Raw genomic sequence first — 20,369 nt, 5'->3', positions numbered from 1 at the left:
TAAACCTAAAGCTCCGGTAAAATGCCGGAGTTTTTTTCTTTAACTATAGTATCAGAAATTTATGAAAAGTATAGGCATATTTTGCGGGGCAAACACAGGTTCAAACCCAATTTACAGCGAGGCAGCAGCAGCATTGGGTAAGTTAATGGCCGAACAAACTATAGCGCTGGTGTATGGCGGCGGTAACGTGGGGCTTATGGGCGTGATTGCTGATGCTGTACTGGAACATGGCGGTAAGGGCATTGGCGTTATTCCGCAAAGCCTGGTAGACCGGGAAGTAGCACATGCCGGCTTACAGGAGCTACATGTGGTACAAACTATGCACGAACGCAAAGCAATGATGGCTGCCCGATCGGATGCTTTTGTAGCCATGCCCGGTGGTTTTGGCACCTTCGATGAGATTTGCGAGATCATTACCTGGAACCAGTTAGGTATTATCAAAAAACCTGTTGCCTTTTATAACGTGAATGGCTACTATGATAAGTTTCTGGACATGATAGACCATACAGTAGCAGAAGGCTTTGTAAAGCAAGACCACCGCGACAACCTGATCGTTGAAGACGACCCTGCACTTCTTCTCAAAAAACTACGCGAGTATTCGGATGCTACTTCAGATTACTGGGTTGACTTTAAGCGGATCTAGCAAACTATAGTTTAGCCAGGTATAGGCGTCATTTAACTCTGCTTTATCTGACCTGCTCAAAATGGCAAGACCACAACTATAGCCGCAACTATAGAACTATAGATTCCGGGAGAATAACATACCTTATCTTCCCTCCTGTTATCAAAATGCTGAATTAACATAAAAAGCCGCTAATGTAGATCAGCGGCTTTTTTGCTAAAGTTTTGCGGAGATTATCTTTTTTCAAATCTCCACATTTACAAATCTTATCAATTCTCCAATACCATCTGGCGGAGTGCTTCCACCCACGGATCAGAAGAGTTCAGGCTTTCTACCAGTACCCATTTCTCTCCGCCGGCGTGCAGGAACATCTCTTTAAATTCATCTCCAACTTCTATAGTTGTTTCAAGGCAATCAGCTACAAAAGCCGGGCTAAAGGCCAATACTTTCTTATAACCTTTGGCAGGCATTGTTTTCAGTATTTCGTCGGTGTAAGGCTGCAGCCACGGATCGCTCAGCAACCTTGACTGGAAAGCAACAGTGTACTGATCTTCGCGTAAGCCCAAGGCTTCGGCCAGTAACCGTGAAGTAACAAAGCAGGAAGCCCGGTAGCAGTACTTATTGCGTTTGTTATAGCTGTTGCAGCAGGTGCCAAGCTTACAGTAACCATGGTCGCTTCCTTTCAGCACCTGGCGCTCCGGCACCCCGTGGTAGCTGAATACTACATGGTCGTAGTTATCTTCGGCCAGGTATTTCTTACCCAGTTCAGCAAATGCATTTATAAAGTTCGGATCGTCGCAGTAGCTGGAGATAAAGTTGATACTAGGTATAATCCACCAGTCCTTTACGATCTCCATGATCTTATCGTGTACCGAACCTGTTGTGGCAGCTGCGTATTGCGGGAATAACGGCACTACAATGATGCGGTCTACACTTTGTTCGCGGAGCTCCTCCAGTGCGCTTTTAATACTCGGATTCTGGTAGCGCATACCAAAGGCCACATGATATTTGTCGCCAAGGGCAGTCTGTAACTTTGCCTGCAAATCACGGCCGTGGTACATAAGCGGCGAACCGCGGTCGGTCCACAACTCACGATATACTTTAGCTGACTTTGGCGCACGAAACGGTGCAATTATACCATTTACCAGCGCATAACGGCCCACTGGGTTAATATCAATCACGCGTTTGTCCAGCAGGAACTCGCGCAGGTACTTTCTTACATCAGGCGTTGAGGGCGTATCAGGTGTACCGAGGTTCACCAGTAAAACACCTATCTTACCAGTCTTTTTCTTGCTCATCTATAGTTTATAGTGCTGTTGCCTTACAAAGATACGAAGGATAACCCGTTAGTTGTAAATCGATAATTTCTATCCCATGATTGGCAATCCTTATTACATCAAGCAGCAAAGGCCAAAATTGTTTACTCCTGGTTTTCGTATAGTTCCCATTTCTCCAGTACGGCTGTAAAATCTTCAGGCAACTCAGAGTTAAACTGTAATTGCTGCTTTGTGATTGGATGTATAAACCCAAGCGATTTGGCATGCAGCGCCTGGCGTGGCATCAGCTTAAGTGCATTATCAACAAAAGCTTTGTAGCTACCATTTGGCGTACCATACAGAATTTTATCGCCCCCATAAGTTGTATCCGAAAAGAGCGGGTGCCCAATAAACTTCATATGTGCCCGTATCTGGTGCGTGCGGCCCGTTTCCAGGTTACATTGTACCAGCGACACATGCTTAAATTTCCGCAGCACCTTATAGTGTGTAACCGCATGCTTTCCGTAAGAGCCATCAGGGTAAACGGTCATCACCTTACGGTCTTTAGCACTACGGCCTACGTGGCCAACTATTGTTCCGCTATCTGATTTAGGTATGCCCCAAACCAGTGCGTAATAAGTACGTTCTATAGTATGATCATAAAACTGCTTCGCCAGGAAAGCCATACTGTACTCTGTTTTGGCAATTACCAGGAGTCCGGATGTATCTTTATCGATTCGGTGTACCAGGCCCGGGCGCCCCTCGCCATTGCGGCCTGTAGGCAGGTTTTGCATGTGGTAAGTCAGGGCATTTACCAGCGTGCCGGTCCAGTTGTTATAAGCAGGATGCACTACCATGCCTGCCGGTTTATTTACCAGCAACAATTCGTCATCTTCATAAACTATATCCAGCGGAATATTCTCCGGAACTATGTTTGTATCACGCGGCGGCTCAGCCAGGGTAATTGTGATTACATCCAGGGGTTTTACTTTATAGCTTACCTTCACCGGCTTATCGTTTACCTGCACCGACTCTGCCCGGATAGCTTCCTGCAGCTTGTTACGTGTAACATTCGCCAGTCGATCCATCAGAAACTTATCTATGCGCAGTAAGGCCTGCCCTTTATCCACTACAATGCGGTGGTGTTCGTATAGTTCGTCTGAGTCTTCTGCGGTAATTTCCTGGTCTTCGTATTCTGCCACGGGTATTGGAAGTATAGGCTATACATAAAAAGAAAGCCGAAGTTTATCACATCGGCTTTCAAAACTATAAGAAAGTACGTTATTAGTTCTTCTTCTTAGTATTAGATTTTGCTGGAGTTTTAGCTGGCGTCTTAGCCGGTGTTGCCGGTGTAGCTGGCTTAGCAGCAGGCTCAGCTGTAGTTTGTGCTTTTGATGGATCTACACCCAGTTTCTTCAGCACAAGCGGAGAGATATCACCATCCTCAGGACCAGCAAGTAACGCCTGGTTGCTGATGATATAGGTATAACCATTCTCTTTTGCTACATCTTTGATAGCTTTATCGATTTTAGCGATAACTGGGTCTACCAGAGATTTTTCTTTCTGCTGCAACGACTGCTGAGCATTACGCTGGAACTCCTGGATAGAAGTATTCAGGCTCATCAGCTCTTTCTCCTTGTCCTCACGGATGGTTTTGTCCATAGTAGGAGCACCTCTCTCGTAAGCCTGCAGCTTCGTTTCGTACTCGCTGTATTTGTTTTTCAGCTGGTTCTCAAGTTGTGTGCTGTGGTCTTTAAGCTGAGACTCTATCTGCTTGCTTTCTGGTAGCTGCAGTAAAATGTATTCAACGTTAGTATAACCAATCTTCAGGGGCTGGTCATTGCTCTGGGCAAAAGACGCAAAGCTGATCAGTAAAAACGCTACTACTAAGGTTTTGATTTTGTTCATCATTGGTTGGTTAATTTGTATTACTTATTGTGATTAGTTGTTAGACTTCTTTTTGGTTGTTGTGCCTTTGGGCTGTTTTACCGGAGGTTCGTTCTCTGTTCCAAGCTCAGGCAAATCATCCGGATTATCTTTCAAAGCGTCGGCCGGCTGCTTACCCTTTGTATTGGCTTTATCCGAAGCAAGCCCCAGTTCTTCCAGCACATATTCTGTATAATCATGTACCGGGTTGGTATAGATCATAACCAGATCACCGGATTTATCAAACATGATAGCAATCTGACGCTGCTTTGATACCTTTTCTACGGCAGTAAAAACCTCGTCCTGTATAGGGCGCATCAGGTCTTGCCTGCGCTTAAACATCATGCCTTCGTAACCAAACACCTTGCGCTGGTACTCCCGCACTTCGTTTTCCTTCTTCGCAATCTCAGCCTGGCGCTTCTTCTTCATTTCTTCTGTAAGAAGCACTTCCTCCGTACGGTACTCCTGCTTCAGCTTATCAGCCTCTTTTTGCAAGGCTTCAATTTCCCGCTGCCAGGTTTCAGCATATTTGTCCATCTCCTGCTGTACCTTATTATAAGCAGGCATTTTGCTAAGTATAAAGTTCGAATCAATATACCCAATCTTCTGCGCATTGGAAATATGCGTCAGAAAAAAGCCAGCTAAAAAGATGAACAAAAACTTTTTCATACTAATTCATTTTGGTTAGCGCAGCTGCTGCCCCAGAATAAAGTGGAACATACCCCGCTTTGCATCAGGCTGTCCAGGTAAATCATCCAGTCTCCAGCCATAGTCAAAGCCTAAAAGGCCGAACATTGGCATAAAGATACGTGCACCTACACCAACCGAGCGATACAGCTTAAACGGATTATATTCTGAATACGACCCGAAGTTGTTACCGGCTTCCATAAAGGCTAAACCATAGATAGTTGCTGCAGGGGCTGGCGAAATCAGTTGGCGTAGTTCTACCACAAATTTGTTGTAAGCAATACCACCTGCCTGTAACGCATCAGAGTTATTCGAGTTTACAACGCTTTCGTCGTCGTAACCACGCAAGCCGATGTACTCAGTACCCACAAACACGTTACCGCCGCCTAAGCCAGAACCACCCAGTTTAAAGCGCTCAAACGGGCCAAGCGTAGCGTTTGAACTATACTTACCCAGGAAACCAAAGTGCGCTCTTGTATTCAATACCAATTTCCCTGCCAAGTTTATGAAATACGATGCATCGAACATCCATTTATTAAACTCAACAAACTCATACTTACCTGCATTGTCCTTAAACAGCGAGTATGGTGGCGTTAAATTCACGCTAAGAGACAACTGAGAACCTGACGATGGGAAGGTCGGGTTGTTAATGCTATAGCGTGAAATTGTATTTACAACTGATATACTGTTCGATATACCATTTGTAAAGTCTGAGAAAAGGTATGTATAGTTATCCAGCGTATAACGGCTATAAGACAGGGAATGGCTCATGTTGAAATAGTCATCCGGCCACTGAAGTCTTCGTCCAAGTGTTATGGAACCACCGTTTACATCCAGCTTTGAGTCTGCCTCAAAAGCACTTGCTCTACGATACACTGTTTTGAACAAGCTTACTGTTAAAGAGTTTGCTCTGCGGCCACCCAGCCAAGGCTCAGTGAAAGACAACGAATAAGACTGATAGTACTTACCATTTGCCTGCACATGAAGCGACAAGCGCTGCCCATCGCCGCTTGGTATTGGCCTCCACTCATCCAGATCCCAGAATTTGCGTGTAGAGAAGTTATTAAGTGTTAAACCAACCGTACCGATAGCACCAATAGCGCCACCCCAGCCACCAGATAAACTGATCTGGTCATTTGGTGTTTCCACTACAGAGTAGTGGATATCCACGGTACCATCTTCCGGGTTCGGGATCGGCTGCAGACCAATATTTTCAGGATCAAAGTACCCTAGAGCAGCCAGTTCATTTCTTGTTCTGATCAGGTTATCGCGGCTATACTTATCGCCAGGTAACGTACGTAGCTCTCTCCGGATTACATGATCGCTGGTTTTGGTGTTACCTGTAACAACTACATTCTTTATTGTTGCTTGCGGTCCTTCGTATACACGCATCTCCAGGTCGATAGAGTCGCCTTCAACACGTACTTCCACAGGGTCAATGCTCTGGAACAGGTAACCGTCGTTCTGGTAAAGGGCCGACACGTCTATTCCTGTTGGGTTATAGTTCAGTCGCTTATCCAGTTCCTGACGGTTATAGATATCACCTTTCTCTATACCTAATACTCGGGTCAGGTACTCATCATCGTACAGGTAATTGCCCTTCCAGGTAATGTTACGGTAGTAATAGCGCTGACCTTCGTCTACTGTAATTCTGATACCTAAGCGGTCATCACTGATTCTGTACACTGAATCAGAAACTATAATCGCATCGCGGTAACCTTCTGAGTTATAAAAGTCTAAGAGTAACTGCTTATCGTTCTCAAACTCGCTTTCCTGGAATTTAGAAGAGGAGAAAAGGTTGAACAGGCTTTTTTCCTTTGTCTTCTTCATCTGCTTCTCCAGTTTTCTGTCAGAGAAGGCTTCGTTTCCAACTATATCAATGTTACCTATCTTAACTTTATCGCCTTTGTCAATGCGAATATCCAACACTACACTGTTTGGCAGCAGCGAATCAGGGCGCTGTACAATGTTTACTTTGGCATTCAGATAGCTCTTTTCGGCAAGGTATTTTTTAATAATGGTGCGGGTACTGTTTAGGGTAGCATCGTTTACTGTACGGCCACGCTGCAGGATCACTTTTTCGCTCAGAGCCTCCTTCTGCGATTTATTGATACCTGAGAACACAAACCTGGAAAGACGCGGACGCTCCTTCAGGAAAAAGTCTAAGTAGATCTGGTTGCCTTCGATGCGGGTGATGCTTACATCAACATCCCCGATGATACCCTGCGCCCAAAGCTTCTGGATAGCCTGACTGATGTCTTCACCAGGAACGGTGATTTCATCGCCGACCTTAAGCCCGGTAACTGCTATAAGTGCATTGGGATCAAGAAATTTTGCTCCGCTTACAGTTATGCCACCAATCTGGTATTGGCGCGGCTGCGTGTAATCTACAGGGTTTGTTTGTGTAGCGTTGTTGAGCACTTGTGCGGAAGCTGTACCTGCCAGAAACAGGAAAAACAGCATCCAGATGGATCTTGTCATTAATATTTTACTTGATTAGTTGTTCACTCGTCTTTCCGAAGCGCCTTTCACGACGTTGATATGCTATTATCGCCTCGTATAGGTGCTGTTTCCGGAAATCCGGCCAAAGCAATTCTGTTATGTATAGTTCTGTATATGCTAATTGCCACAGCAGAAAATTACTGATCCGCATTTCGCCACTTGTCCTGATCAGCAGCTCCGGTTCCGGCATACCCGCTGTGGCCAGGTGATTTGCAACTACGCTTTCATTTATATCATCAGATGAAAGCTCACCTTGCTCAACTTTTGCTGAGATCTTGCGCATGGCATGGGTTAAATCCCAGCGCCCACTATAGCTGAGGGCAAGCACTAATGTCATGCGGGTATTACCTTTGGTAAGCTCCATGGCTTCCATCAGCTCGCGCTGGCAGCTTTTAGGAAGGCTTTCCGTATTTCCTATCGTCTGCAGGCGTATATTATTCTTATTCAGGCTGGAAGCTTCTTTGCGTATACTTGTTACCAGCAGTTGCATCAGTGCCGACACTTCGCTTTCAGGCCTGGACCAATTCTCTGTAGAAAAAGCATAAAGGGTAAGATACTCCACACCTAAGTCGGCGGCTGCCTCAACGGTTTCGCGCACAGCTGTTATAGCATTTTTATGACCAAAAATGCGAATTCCCCCTCTCTGCTTTGCCCAACGCCCGTTACCGTCCATTATAACGGCAATATGCTTAGGTAAATTGTTCCTATCTACTGTTTCCCTTAGATCCATTTAACCACAATTTCCTTGCAAGTTACAAAAAGCAAGATAAATTAATTAAAATTTAAGTGGCTAATCCAATATACCTGGCTGGCGTTTGTAAGGAGGCGGGCACTTAATGGTCCAGATGGTATAGGAAATGCTGATTCCGTTATAGAAATACCAGTCTTTATCGTACGGGTTTGCTACATGTTTTCCGTCTGCTTCAGTCAGGAAATCCAGGTTATCGTTAAAGAGCATGCGTGTGCCAAACTCAAGACCAAGGTTCCAGTTTTTGGTAAGGGCGTACTTTACCCCTACCCCAAACGGTACACTTATGGTCAGGTCCGTATCAAACGGTTTGTTCAACTCATCCAGGGTCGGATTATCGGAAGTGAGTTTCTTATTATAGATCAGGCCGGCAATACCTGCAAAAAAGTAGGGTGTTATTCTAACCTTTTGTGAGAGGTCATAATAATCGAAGAAGTTATATTCCATTACCGCCGAAACTTCCGCCAGGCTCAGACGCAGCTCGGCTTGCCTATAGTTAGGCAAAGGCAGATCCTGCACCCCATCGCCGATAGTGTTATCATCAGCTATACGGTGGCTAAGCATAACTCCTCCGCGGGCCGTGAAGGTACGGCTCAGGTCACGACGGTAGAATAATGTAATGGCAGGCTGGTTATTCAGGAAGCGGTAGTTGGGTGCAAGCTCCCCTTTATAGTTGGCACCGCCCAACCCTACACCAATTTCGCTGGTAACAAAGGATTGTGCTTCGGCAGGAGTAGTAAAACAAGCACTCCCTATTTGCAGTGTTACACAAATAAGGAGTGCTTGCTTGATTTTATGTAAAGTCATTTATTCGCTAAACAGAGGTTTAGGTAACAACGAACAGGGGTTTGTTCTATTATCTAAACTTCGGACTTCTGATTTGTGGAGTTAAGATATAGCTAATATTCACACCTGTAACGATGTACCAGTCTTTATCATTTCTGTCGCCACGCATGGTATTAGCTGATGTTCCGTAACCGTTCAGTCGCTGGTAAGGTACGCCCGGGCTTGGGTCTGGTCTTACTTCACCCGGGAAATTTGCACCGCCACCTTCAAAGCTTCTGTCAGAGAAAATAGCCGATGCTTTAGGGTTAGGGCTGCTGTTGTTGCTGCTCAGGAGGTCTGCTTTGTTTGCAAACGATGAACTGGCATCATCCAGGTAATCTGTAAATGTTTTTCTCCAGCCAACTTCAAAGCTCAAATCCCAGTATCGGTCCAGTTTATAACGTACGCCCAAACCAAATGGAATGGCAATCTGTACGCGCTTATACGGACTTGGATAACCCTGCCCTTCTACATACTGCCCTTCAGTACCTAAGGGCTGTAGTTCGTACCAGCCTGTCGGAATGTCATCGGCACCCGAAATATCTGAACGAGACCCATTTCTATAGTATGCCTTCGGATTATGATGGAGAACAGCTATCCCTACAAAACCATATGGCACAAAGTCCGGGCGGCGGCGGTAAGTCTGGCGGTTCTCAAATAAATCCACAATCCCTACTACACTCAGCTCTTTAATATCATTCCGGAAAGAGAGGTTACGTTTGTAACGGCCAAGGTTCTCCGACTCGCTTTGAGACGCGCTCAGCTGATCATCACCTAAAATGCGTCCCCAATGGAAACTACCGCGTACTGAAACGCGTGGCAGGTAACGATACGTATAATTTATCCCAATGTTTGGCCTCGTGGATTTAAAACGGAGACTGGTAAAATCAGGCTGGGGTACAATATCCCCGAAATAGTTCATGGCTCCCAGATGCACCCCTACAGATGCATAACGCTTCCTTAAGGTAAAGCGCTGCGCCTCTGCATCAGTAGCTACAAAGCACATGGAGAAAGTAAGCAACAAAACGAGGGTACAGATTTTTCTCATATTGAACGAATGCTATGTAAGCGGCTACAAATTCCAGTCACTTTACCAAAGATATAAAGACAAAAATAGAGATTATGAATTATTAAAAAAATAATATTAGATATATTTAATCTCTACTTCTGGAAAAGGTTTCTGTTGTCCATGCCCCAATTTAATTTACTACGCAACGTAGATAAAAAGTTTACATGGTGTAACTTAACAAGCCGGGCCACAAAGTTTTCTCTTCTTACAGCCAGCCGTACATTAATATCAACGGGCACAGACCTGGAATCAAGGGATGCAAGGTAGCTACTGCTTCGGCCTTCCACTTCAAACGAGATCACGCTTCTGTCTGAAACAATCAAAGGGCGCACATTCAGGTTGTGCGGACATACGGGTGAAATGACAAAATTGTTGGTTTGCGGAAGCACAACCGGGCCGCCAGCGCTTAACGAATAACCGGTAGACCCGGTTGGTGTTGCTACAACTACCCCATCTGCCCAATATGAATTCAGGTATTCCCCATCAATATACGTATGCACTACTATCATAGATGAGCTATCGCGTTTTAATACGCTAAACTCATTTAATCCAAAGTTAATGCCTTCAAATACCTCCTGATCAGAGTCTACCCGGATCAGTGCTCGATCATCCAGCGAGTAGTCCCCTTCGTAAAGTGCATCCAGCGCTACATTTATACTGTCGTGCGAGATGGTAGCCAGAAAACCCAGACGTCCGGTGTTTATCCCCAGTATCGGAACTTCCTGCGCCCCTACATAAGTCACGGTATCCAGCAAAGTTCCGTCGCCACCTATACTCAGCACTACATCCACACCTGCCAAACTATCGCCGCGCTTAAACACCGGTATATCGTTTGGTATCTGAATTGTATTCTGTAAGTATAACTGAAAATGCTCTACCAACATCAGGTCTGCCTTGCGGCGCAGCAGCTCGTCGAATAGTTCTTGTATATAAGGCGCGATTTGCTCGCTGAAAGGTTTACCTAGTATAGCAATTTTCATAAGTTTCTGATTAAAACGGGTAGCCAACATTCAGATATAAGCCACGGTTGCCTTCGCGGTTAGCTGTATACTCGGCACGGAGCACAATATCGTAAAATGTAACGACATGCAAGCCAAACCCGCCACCCAGCAATAATCTGTTCGTAAGCGGGTTCCGGGCTTCGTAAATGTTATCTATGGTATAACCGGCATCAGTGAAGGTGTTCAGGTACACAGCCAGCGGTACCGTATTCAGTTTAGGGTTACGAATAAATTTAAGGTGGATGCCCTTTATGTTGAATAATTCTTTTGAAAGCCCCTGCTTGAACAGGCCATAGTGCTGCCCCCCAACCACGTATAGTTCATAGCCGCGCACCAGCGAACGGTAGCCCAGCGCTACATTGTCGGTAACTGCAAAATTATTACCCAACCGCACCTGCGCCTCTCCGCCAACACTATAGTAGAATTTGCGGGGCAGCGGCACATACTGCACATACTTGGCACGGGCTGTAGTAAAACCCGTGCCGGTATTGTTCAGGAAAAAGGCATGCCCTATCCCTGCATCAAAATAGCTGCCCGAGAGCGGATAGGCAAACGTATTGCGCCTGTTAAAAACGTGTGACAGGTCGAGGCGGATATAGTTGCGGTTCGAAAGTCCGGTATTAAAATAGTCGCGGTTCAGGTGAACTATAGTATCGGCGGTTTCTTCGTGGTAGTAAGCTACCCGCAGCGCCGACTGCCGCTGCACATTCTGGCGATGCAGCAAGGCCAGCGCCGCCGATGTACGCCTGATCGGCATACTCTCCTTTTCTTCGTAAAAATACTGTCGGTTATTAAGGATGTTATAGTTGATGGTATGGCTTCGGTAATCTGCCACCCCGACCTCGTAGCCCAGGTTACGGTTGCCTCCCAGATTGGGTACCCGATAGGAAAGCTCTATACGGCGGTTGAAGCCATGTTGCAGACGCAGACGCACATCCTCGTTACGTCCTCTGAAGTTTCTGCGGGTTAAAATAAAACCATAGTCCAGGCGGCTAAGGTCTTTTTTCTCGAGCCAGGCATTAAAGTTACGGTCTGCGAAGTCGAAATAAGGAATGGGATATAAATATACACGCTCCTTTACCTGGTAGGTTACCTGCACCAGGCCGTTATCACAGGTATAGCTATAGTTTACAGCATGAAAAAGACGCAGGTTGTAGATGCGTTTGCGGCTCTCTTCGAGTTGCGCTTCCAGGTCTTCGGTTACAATAGTATCACCAGGCTGAAAGGTGAGTTCGCGGGTAAGGATAAACTCCTTGGTAACTTCGTTGCCGGTAAAGTCTATAGTTTGCACCACTACATGCGGCTCTGTACACAACGATGCGTTTGCCACCGTCAGGCAGCAGCACCATAAAACAGCAGCACAGAACAGGTAACGCCGCAGCAACAAGGTTATATATCCAGATACTTGAACAACATATCCAGCCGGTCTTTACCAACATCAAATGAGCTGGCATCCTGAAACTGTGCTGTGATGCGGTATTCGAAGCGCTCCAGCGTGGCAATAATGCGTGTCAGGTCGGTGGTATTCAGTTTTAGGGTAAGCTTTATTTTGTAAGGATCCAGTTCATCCGGCGACACATAAGCGCTCAGAATTTTGGTATGATCTTCTTCTATCAGGCGACTGATCTGGCTCAGGGAGTAATCACGCTCCGGCATGCTTAGCACAAGTATGCTGCCCTGCCCCTGCAGCGCCGACATCTGACCGAAAGCAGCCAAGGTATCGTTTATAGTTATAATACCCATGTACTCTTCCATCTCGTCGAGCACGGTAACTACCTGTATCTTGTTTTTGACTGCAATCTCCATGATATCGTAGAAGTGCTGCGAATACATTACGTGCACATCCTGGTAATCCAGTTCTACTTCTTTCAGGGTATGATTGCGGTCGGTTTGCTCTACCAGTCCCAGCGCAGTCACCATGCCCAGGTATTTACGGTTGCTAACTACAGGCAACTCATTTACACGGAACTCATCCATCCAGCGCAACGCCTTCTCTACGGTATCATAGAGCTTAAGCGGCGGGATCATTTGGTTGATGAGTTCTTCTGCAATCATGTGGGTTGTTCTATACTGGTCTTGTCAAGAAATTTTTCTAAGATACTATTAAAACGCTCCGGATGTTCCATCATAGGCGCGTGTCCGCACTTATCTATAAAATATAATTCTGAGTTCTCCATCAGCCTGTTAAACTCGTGTGCTACAAGCGGCGGTGTTATGGTATCGTTCAGGCCCCATATCAACAGCGTTGGCACTTTAATGTTTGTGATATCTTTAGCCATGTTGTGGCGCTGCGCCGACTTTGCTATAGCTATGATACGTAAACACTTGGCATTGCTGTTGGTAATGTTGAAAACTTCATCTACCAGCTCCTTTGTCGCCGTTTCAGGACTATAGAAGGTATACTCTACACGCTCCTTTACATATTCATAGTTACCACGTTTCGGGAACGAGCCGCCCATCGAGTCCTCGAAGAGGCCGGAACTGCCGGTAAGCACCAAACGCTTTACTTTTGCAGCATTATTTAAAGAATACACCAGTGCCACGTGTCCGCCCAGCGAGTTGCCCAGCAGTGTCAGGTCGCGCAGGTTCTTAAACTTCACAAAATCTTCTACAAAATTTACCAACCCGGGTACACCTGCCTTGTGCAACGCCATTTCGTAGATCGGCATCAGCGGAATAACCACGCGGTAATTTTTAGAGAAATGATCTACGACGCCATTCCAGTTGCTAAGGGCACCAAACAGGCCGTGCAGTAACAGCAGCACTTCGCCTTGTCCCTCATCAATATACTGAAATTCGCCTTCTCGTTTAATCTGTAGATCCATAATAGAGGGTAAACTAACCAAAAAAATATAATTTATACTGCAATATTAGCAATACTCAGCCAATTTCGTAGCATTTCTAAGCCATAAGTAGTAAGCGCCGCCTCCGGATGAAACTGTAACGCGTACAGTGGCAAGGTGTTATGTTTAAATGCCATTAGCTCACCAGAAGCCGTATGCGCCAGCGGAACTATAGTTGGCGGTGCGTGGCGCAATACCAGCGAATGATACCGCACAACCGGCATCTTCTCCGGCAGATTTTCAAAGATCGGATCCGGCTCGCAGATTATTTCAGAGATCTTGCCATGCATGGGCTTTTCACCTTTATCCAGCGTTGCTCCGAAAAACTCTCCCAACGCCTGGTGCCCTAAACAGATTCCGAGCATCGGTACACGCACATGGTATTCGTGTATCACGTCCATTAGCACTCCTGCTCCCTTGGGCGTGCCCGGCCCCGGCGACAGAACTATAGCTTTTATCGGCAGCTTTTTAATCTCCGACAATGGCACATCGTTCCGTACCACATGCGCTTCCACTCCCAACTGGCCGAAATAGTCCACCAGATTGTAGGTAAACGAATCAAAGTTATCGAGCAGAAGCAGCATTTTAGATTTGGGAATTTGGAGCTGAATACTAATACTATGATTTATTTTTACGGTGTCTGATTAATTTTCAAATTTTCAAATCTCCACATTTTCAAATCAACTAAAAAAACCCTTTCAACGAATCCATCAGCGTTTTAACAAACGGCAATACATAACTCAGTATATCCAGCGCATAAGGCGTGGTTTTGAGTACCACCGGGTAAACTATAGATTCGGAAGCGGTCTCATCTGTAATGCTGATACCAGCTATGTCTGAAACATAAAGCAACAGGCTAATGGCGAAGCACCACTTTAGCGCACCAAGCACTGCTCCCAGAAAATTATCGAAGAAACCGAAAGGTGTAAAGTCGATGGCCTTTTTGAGGATAAACCCGGTCAGGTAAACTATAAGGATGATGGCAATAAAAACAACTATAAACGTAAGGTAAGGCAGCACCCCCACATCGCCTACGAAATCCCGAACTATAGGCAATGCTACATTCAGAAACTTCAGCCCGCCAAGTATTGCCAGCACCAGCGCCAGTAAAGACACCAGCTCCATTAACAATCCTTTCCGGAAGCCCATAAATGCCCCAAACAGGATCGGGACCAGCAGGAAATAATCGAAAGTGCTCATGGCGCAGAAACTATAGGATCAAAACAAAACGCTGCTGCACCGGTGTAAAGCCAATGCAGCAGCGCTAAGATAAAATAATCGGTTTAGGCTACCAACTATAAATTGATGCTGAAACTATAGTTTCGCCAGCGATTAAAAATCAGTGTTGTTCAGTAAAGCACCTACTGCAGCAGAAATTGCCCGGCCATCTGCCTGTCCGGCCAGTTCTTTTGAAGCTACACCCATTACGCGTCCTAAGTCCGAAGGTCCGGTTGCTCCCACGCGCTGAATAATCTCTACCAGCTTAATGCGCAAGTCGCCTTCATCCAGCTGCTTTGGCAGGTATTCTTCAATTACGGCTAGCTCGGCCAGCTCAATCTGCTCCAGGTCGGCACGGCTCTGCTGCGCGTAAACTTCCGCCGATTCACGTCGCTGTTTAGCTGCTTTGGTCAGCAGTTTCAGTTCAGTATCCTGAGTCAAGCCTTCGCCGCCACCTTTTTCGGTTTCGGCCAGCAGTATCAATGATTTTATGCTTCTAAGGGCTTGCAGGCGCGCCTTATCTTTTGCCAGCATGGCCTTTTTAATATCGGCCTCTACTCTTTCTTTTAAGGTCATAGTTTTATATTTTTTATAGTATATATAAGCTAAGGGCATTATGCTACTTCTACGGGGCTTTTACAGTTGCGGCAAAAAACCAGTCGTAACATCTTATTTAAATTTCCATTAATTTAGTCATCTCGTTTATAAGTAAAATTAGCCGGCTGCAAAAGCGGCCACCAAGCAACATGACCAAACTCAGTGTAAATATAAACAAAATAGCTACGCTTCGGAATGCCCGCGGCGGCGACAGACCAAACGTAGTACAGGCAGCCAAAGATTGTGAGCGCTTCGGAGCGCAAGGCATAACCGTGCACCCACGCCCAGACGAGCGCCATATCCGTTACCAGGATGTATACGACCTGAAGCCAATTGTTACTACCGAGTTTAATATAGAGGGCAACCCAACCCCTGATTTTCTGAAGCTTGTAAAAGACGTGAAACCGGAACAGGTGACACTTGTGCCCGATGCCCCGGATGCCATTACATCCAACGCCGGTTGGGACACGATCAAGCACAAAGATTTCCTGACGGATATAATTTCAGAGATGAAAAGCCTGGGAATCCGCACCTCTATTTTCGTAGACCCCGTGGAAAGCATGATTGAAGGTGCCGCTATAGTTGGCACCGATCGTGTAGAACTATACACCGAAGATTACGCCCGCCAGTACCACGCCAACCGCGAAGCAGCCATTGCTCCCTATATGAAAGCGGCTGTTAAAGCGCAGGAGTTTGGCATTGGCCTGAACGCCGGCCACGACCTAGACCTGGACAACCTGAAATACCTGAAAGAGAACTTACCGGGTTTGCTGGAAGTGAGTATTGGTCACGCCCTGATCTGCGATGCCCTGTACTATGGCCTGGAGAACACCATACAACTATATCTGCGCCAGCTTAAATAAGCCATTTTGATAAACCCGATAGCGATAGAAGAGTTTCTGCAGAAAGCTGAGAAGCTGCCTGTACTGGATGCGCGTGCACCAAAAGAGTACGAAGCCGGCCACATTCTGCAGGCGCAGAGCTTTCCTATCTTTACGGATGAAGAACGGTCAAAAGTAGGCACTTCTTACAAGCAGCAGGGCCACGATCCGGCGGTACTGTTAGGCCTGGATCTGTTTGGGCCAAAGATGTCGGAGTTCGTGAAAAATGCTACCAACATTGCTCCGGATAAGGAAGTACTGCTGCATTGCTGGCGGGGTGGTATGCGTAGCGGGGCAATGGCCTGGCTGCTGAGTTTTGCGGGGTTTAAAGTGCACCTGCTGCAAGGCGGTTATAAGGCCTACCGCCATTTTATACAGGAACAATTCTCAAAGCCATGGCCTATAGTTGTGCTCAGCGGTTTTACAGGTAGCGGCAAAACAGACATCCTACCTTACCTGCAAAAGCTTGGCCAGCAAACTATAGACCTGGAAGGATTGGCTAACCACAAAGGCTCTGCCTTTGGAAGTATAGGCATGCCCGCACAACCTACTACAGAGCAGTTCGAGAACCTGCTTGGCTCTGCACTTTTAAAACTAAATCCGGAACAGGCGGTTTGGTTTGAAGATGAAGGCGAAACGATTGGTCGCATAAAAATGTCGCATGAGTTCTTTACTTACATGCAGCAGCGCCCAACGATAGTGATAGATGTACCCAAAAAGCTGCGCGTGCAAAAGCTGGCGCACGAATACTGCCGCACCGACAAAACCGTACTGGAAGCATCTATAGTTAAGATAAAGAAACGCCTCGGAGGTTTAGCTACCCAAGAGGCACTGGATGCCATTGCGACAGGGGATATGGGAAAGATGGTGGAGATTGCGCTTACCTATTACGACAAAGCATATTATTATCAGTTAAAACCAAAGCAACAGGTATACATGCTGCCGCTGCAAACTATAAATCCGGAAGAAAATGCACTGGAGATCATACGCTTCGCCAAAACTAACAACCTGATTTAACCATGGAAGAAACATCCACACAAACTATAAAACTTACCCAGTACAGCCACGGCGCCGGTTGCGGCTGCAAAATTGCACCAAAAGTACTGGACGCCATCCTGCATTCCGACATCAGCTATCCCGAGGATAAAAAGCTTATTGTTGGTAACAGCTCCCGCGACGATGCCGCTGTGTACGACATTGGCAATGACCGCGCCGTTATCAGCACCACCGACTTTTTTATGCCTATAGTTGATGATGCCTATGATTTCGGTCGGATTGCATCGGCTAACGCTATTTCGGATGTGTATGCGATGGGTGGAAACCCGATGATGGCAATTGCTGTGCTGGGTTGGCCGATAGATAAACTGGCACCAGAAGTTGCCAAACGTGTAATTGAGGGGAGCCGCAGCATCTGCCACGAAGCAGGTATCCCCTTAGCCGGCGGCCATAGCATCGACAGCCCTGAGCCTATTTTTGGCTTAGCTGTAACCGGCCTACTCGACATTCCAAACCTGAAGCGTAACGACACCGCCACTGCCGGCTGCGAACTATACTTAACAAAACCGATTGGTGTAGGCATCCTTACCACCGCTCAGAAAAAAGCGATCCTTAAACCAGAACACACTGATCTGGCACCAAAGCAAATGATGCAGCTGAATAAGATCGGTGCTGAGCTTGGCAAACTGCCACAAGTAAAAGCCATGACCGACGTTACCGGTTTCGGCTTGCTGGGACATTTATCTGAGATGTGTGAAGGCAGTAATTTGGCTGCAGAAGTTCACTTCGATAAGGTACCGGTTATACCAGAGGCACTCGAATACCTGGCGCAAAAAGCCATACCAGGCGGCACGCACCGCAACTACGACAGCTACGGCCATAAAATTGCAGGCCTTACACCAGACCAAAAGTACCTGCTCTGCGATCCGCAAACAAGCGGCGGCCTACTAGTTGCCCTTGATCCGGCTGGCCGTGAAGAAGTATTGCAGCTATTTGCCAACTATAGTTTACACCTTCAGCCATTGGGTATTTTAAAAGAGCGGGAATCTGAGAAAAAACTGATAGCTGTGCTATAGTTACTATAGTTTATATCTCTCAAACTATAGTTCCGTAAGCCTAAACTGATAACGATTGACTGTTAACTGATAACTGAAATAATGAAATTACACTATAAAGAAATGGGCCATGGTCAACCGCTGTTGATTCTGCACGGACTGTTTGGCACATTAGATAACTGGCAAACCTTGGCAAAACGATTTGCTGAGCATTACAACGTTTTCCTAGTTGATCTTCGCAATCATGGCCGTTCACCTCACTCCGAAGAGCACGATTATGATGCCATGGCAGAAGACGTACTACGCCTGGTAGATGAACTACAGATTCCGACGCCGGCTATAATGGGCCATTCGATGGGTGGTAAGGTTGCCATGAATTATGCGCTTAAATACCCGACCCGTATCACAAAACTTATAGTTGTGGACATCGCTCCCAAAGCCTATCCGCCACACCACGACGAAATTATAGATGCACTGCAGTCAGTAGATCTGGCACGCGTTACAAGCCGTGGAGAAGTAGATGCACAATTAGCGAAACAAATACAGGAAGAGGATGTTCGCCTGTTTCTGATGAAGAACTTGTACCGCAAAGAGGACAATACCTTTGGCTGGCGCATGAACCTGGATGCGATTGAAAGAAACTATGAAAAGGTAGCAGAAGCCATTACATCGGATGTACCTTTTAAAAAGCACACGTTGTTCATTAAAGGTGGCAGGTCTAGGTATATCAAACCAGAGGATATATATGGCAGCATCGAACGTTTATTCACATTAGTTGAAGTTGAAACTATACCAAACGCCGGACATTGGGTACATGCCGAGGCCCCCGATCAAGTGTACGAGTTGGTAACAACTTTCCTAAGTGCGGATTAACTATAGACCTGTTATTAATAGTATAGTCCTCCTATTGTTTCAAAGCTGTCTTTGCTTAGTAGCCAAGGCAGCTTTTATATTTATATACCTTTATAGTTAATATTTTTGTAGTATGAAAAAGACCGGTACTATATACCTAATCCCAACTATATTGGCGGAAGGCACAGCTGATCAGGTTATCTCACCACAGGTAAAAGAAACTGTTCGAAACCTAAGCTATTTTATAGTTGAAAATTTGCGTACTGCGCGTCGTTATGTAAAAATGATTTGCCCGGAGTTAACTATAGAAGAACTAACTTTTGTACAGATTGATAAGGACGCAACGCCGGCACAGGTACAAGCTTCACTAAAACCTATAGTTGAGAAAGTTATAGATGCAGGTATTATCTCAGAAGCTGGTTGCCCAGGTATTGCTGACCCTGGCGCAGAAGTAGTAAAATATGCACATCAAAAGGAAATCAAGGTTATCCCCTTCGCAGGCCCATCTGCTATACTGTTAAGCTTAATGGCCAGTGGCTTTAACGGACAACAATTTGCCTTCCATGGTTACTTACCAATAGATAAAGGACCACGCGTACAGGCCTTAAGGCAGTTAGAGAAAGAGATGCAGCAGCGTAACCAAACTCAGATTTTCATGGAAACGCCCTATCGGAATAACAAACTCCTGGAAGATCTGCTCACTACGCTCCATCCGGAAACAAAGCTCTGTATTGCAGCAAATATCACGTCACCTGAACATGAATTTATCCAAACAAAAACTATCCATCAATGGAAAGGGAAGTTGCCCGACATTCACAAACAACCAGCAGTGTTCTTGATCTATAGATAGAGTATAAGTACTAACCGAAAGGGCAGCCATTTTAGGCTGCCCTTTCGGTTTCTGAAGTAGCATCGAAACTATACCATCAAAATAAGCTTTACCTCCAAAGTTTAAGTGCATATATAAGTTAAAATAGCTGCACAATGACTTGTAATGATGCAGTGTCTTCGAGGGATAGACAATAAGAATAAAGGCTGATCAAGTTGAAGTAACACTGCGGAGGTGTCCCATGTCCTCCCTTTACAGTGATCTCGGCAAGCTTTCCTGCTCTTAGTCCATCCCCTTCCGCTGGCTTTGGTTCGGCAGCTGTTGTTGCTGGGTGGGGGTGGGGGGATTAAAACGCAAAAGCCCTGTCCTTTTGTAGGGGACAGGGCTTTGTAAGGGGTTGGCGGCCACCTACTCTCCCGGCGGTGAGGCCAGTACCATCGGCGCGTCCGGGCTTAACTTCTC

21 protein-coding genes are annotated in these 20,369 nt (G+C 46.1%); 6 read left to right on the top strand and 15 right to left on the bottom strand.

Annotated elements, in window-relative coordinates; all coding sequences use genetic code 11:
- Positions 1–61: 61 nt before the first annotated feature.
- Positions 62–643 (top strand): LOG family protein, encoded by a 582-nt coding sequence (locus GXP69_RS17935; protein ID WP_163916845.1) that lies wholly within the window; start codon positions 62–64, stop codon positions 641–643.
- Between the two features lie 248 nt (positions 644–891).
- Here GXP69_RS17935 and hemH read toward each other — a convergent pair whose 3' ends face one another.
- The 15 genes from hemH to GXP69_RS17860 form a co-directional block, all read right to left on the bottom strand.
- The gene (gene hemH / locus GXP69_RS17930) at positions 892–1,920 is read right to left on the bottom strand and encodes a ferrochelatase (protein ID WP_163916843.1); all 1,029 of its coding nucleotides are present in this window, start codon (positions 1,918–1,920) and stop codon (positions 892–894) included.
- Between the two features lie 122 nt (positions 1,921–2,042).
- Positions 2,043–3,080, bottom strand: a complete 1,038-nt coding sequence (locus tag GXP69_RS17925) for an RluA family pseudouridine synthase (protein WP_163916841.1) — start codon at positions 3,078–3,080, stop codon at positions 2,043–2,045.
- Between the two features lie 82 nt (positions 3,081–3,162).
- Positions 3,163–3,789, bottom strand: a complete 627-nt coding sequence (locus tag GXP69_RS17920) for an OmpH family outer membrane protein (protein ID WP_163916839.1) — start codon at positions 3,787–3,789, stop codon at positions 3,163–3,165.
- A gap of 30 nt (positions 3,790–3,819) precedes the next feature.
- On the bottom strand, positions 3,820–4,473 hold the full coding sequence (locus tag GXP69_RS17915; RefSeq protein ID WP_163916837.1) for an OmpH family outer membrane protein: 654 nt from the start codon (positions 4,471–4,473) through the stop codon (positions 3,820–3,822).
- A 15-nt stretch (positions 4,474–4,488) separates the two neighbouring features.
- The gene (bamA, locus tag GXP69_RS17910) at positions 4,489–6,972 is read right to left on the bottom strand and encodes an outer membrane protein assembly factor BamA (protein WP_163916835.1); all 2,484 of its coding nucleotides are present in this window, start codon (positions 6,970–6,972) and stop codon (positions 4,489–4,491) included.
- Positions 6,973–6,979: 7 nt separating this feature from the next.
- Entirely contained in the window at positions 6,980–7,723 is a 744-nt protein-coding gene (locus tag GXP69_RS17905; protein WP_163916833.1) for an isoprenyl transferase, read from the bottom strand.
- 60 nt (positions 7,724–7,783) lie between these two features.
- Positions 7,784–8,548, bottom strand: a complete 765-nt coding sequence (porG, locus tag GXP69_RS17900; protein WP_163916832.1) for a type IX secretion system protein PorG — start codon at positions 8,546–8,548, stop codon at positions 7,784–7,786.
- Between the two features lie 49 nt (positions 8,549–8,597).
- Positions 8,598–9,614: a DUF6089 family protein gene (locus tag GXP69_RS17895; protein WP_163916830.1), complete on the bottom strand. Its 1,017-nt coding sequence runs from the start codon at positions 9,612–9,614 to the stop codon at positions 8,598–8,600.
- A gap of 113 nt (positions 9,615–9,727) precedes the next feature.
- On the bottom strand, positions 9,728–10,615 hold the full coding sequence (locus GXP69_RS17890; protein ID WP_163916828.1) for an NAD kinase: 888 nt from the start codon (positions 10,613–10,615) through the stop codon (positions 9,728–9,730).
- Positions 10,616–10,625: 10 nt separating this feature from the next.
- Positions 10,626–12,023, bottom strand: a complete 1,398-nt coding sequence (locus tag GXP69_RS17885; RefSeq protein ID WP_235925822.1) for a POTRA domain-containing protein — start codon at positions 12,021–12,023, stop codon at positions 10,626–10,628.
- 2 nt (positions 12,024–12,025) lie between these two features.
- Positions 12,026–12,691 (bottom strand): CBS domain-containing protein, encoded by a 666-nt coding sequence (locus tag GXP69_RS17880; RefSeq protein ID WP_163916826.1) that lies wholly within the window; start codon positions 12,689–12,691, stop codon positions 12,026–12,028.
- Entirely contained in the window at positions 12,688–13,461 is a 774-nt protein-coding gene (locus tag GXP69_RS17875; protein ID WP_163916824.1) for an alpha/beta fold hydrolase, read from the bottom strand. The genes GXP69_RS17880 and GXP69_RS17875 overlap by 4 nt, the downstream gene beginning before the upstream one ends.
- A 32-nt stretch (positions 13,462–13,493) precedes the next feature.
- A complete protein-coding gene (locus GXP69_RS17870) occupies positions 13,494–14,063 on the bottom strand; it encodes an anthranilate synthase component II (protein WP_163916822.1) in 570 nt (189 codons plus the stop codon).
- A 100-nt stretch (positions 14,064–14,163) separates the two neighbouring features.
- A complete protein-coding gene (locus GXP69_RS17865; RefSeq protein WP_163916820.1) occupies positions 14,164–14,679 on the bottom strand; it encodes a CvpA family protein in 516 nt (171 codons plus the stop codon).
- A 132-nt stretch (positions 14,680–14,811) separates the two neighbouring features.
- On the bottom strand, positions 14,812–15,273 hold the full coding sequence (locus tag GXP69_RS17860; protein WP_163916819.1) for a GatB/YqeY domain-containing protein: 462 nt from the start codon (positions 15,271–15,273) through the stop codon (positions 14,812–14,814).
- 170 nt (positions 15,274–15,443) lie between these two features.
- Between GXP69_RS17860 and GXP69_RS17855 the strand changes: the two genes are divergently transcribed.
- The 5 genes from GXP69_RS17855 to GXP69_RS17835 all read left to right on the top strand — a co-directional run bounded on the left by GXP69_RS17855 (position 15,444) and on the right by GXP69_RS17835 (position 19,928).
- Positions 15,444–16,157 (top strand): pyridoxine 5'-phosphate synthase, encoded by a 714-nt coding sequence (locus tag GXP69_RS17855; protein ID WP_163916817.1) that lies wholly within the window; start codon positions 15,444–15,446, stop codon positions 16,155–16,157.
- Between the two features lie 6 nt (positions 16,158–16,163).
- Positions 16,164–17,192: a tRNA 2-selenouridine(34) synthase MnmH gene (gene mnmH / locus GXP69_RS17850; RefSeq protein WP_163916815.1), complete on the top strand. Its 1,029-nt coding sequence runs from the start codon at positions 16,164–16,166 to the stop codon at positions 17,190–17,192.
- A gap of 2 nt (positions 17,193–17,194) precedes the next feature.
- On the top strand, positions 17,195–18,247 hold the full coding sequence (gene selD, locus GXP69_RS17845) for a selenide, water dikinase SelD (RefSeq protein ID WP_163916813.1): 1,053 nt from the start codon (positions 17,195–17,197) through the stop codon (positions 18,245–18,247).
- A gap of 81 nt (positions 18,248–18,328) precedes the next feature.
- Positions 18,329–19,099: an alpha/beta fold hydrolase gene (locus GXP69_RS17840; RefSeq protein WP_163916811.1), complete on the top strand. Its 771-nt coding sequence runs from the start codon at positions 18,329–18,331 to the stop codon at positions 19,097–19,099.
- A gap of 112 nt (positions 19,100–19,211) precedes the next feature.
- Positions 19,212–19,928 (top strand): SAM-dependent methyltransferase, encoded by a 717-nt coding sequence (locus GXP69_RS17835; RefSeq protein WP_163916810.1) that lies wholly within the window; start codon positions 19,212–19,214, stop codon positions 19,926–19,928.
- Positions 19,929–20,369: the final 441 nt, after the last annotated feature.

It is taken from the genome of Pontibacter burrus, from assembly GCF_010686685.1.
In the GTDB taxonomy this organism is placed as follows: domain Bacteria; phylum Bacteroidota; class Bacteroidia; order Cytophagales; family Hymenobacteraceae; genus Pontibacter; species Pontibacter burrus.
Note: the sequence above shows the minus strand (reverse complement) of the source record. Positions and strands in the feature narration are given on the sequence as shown.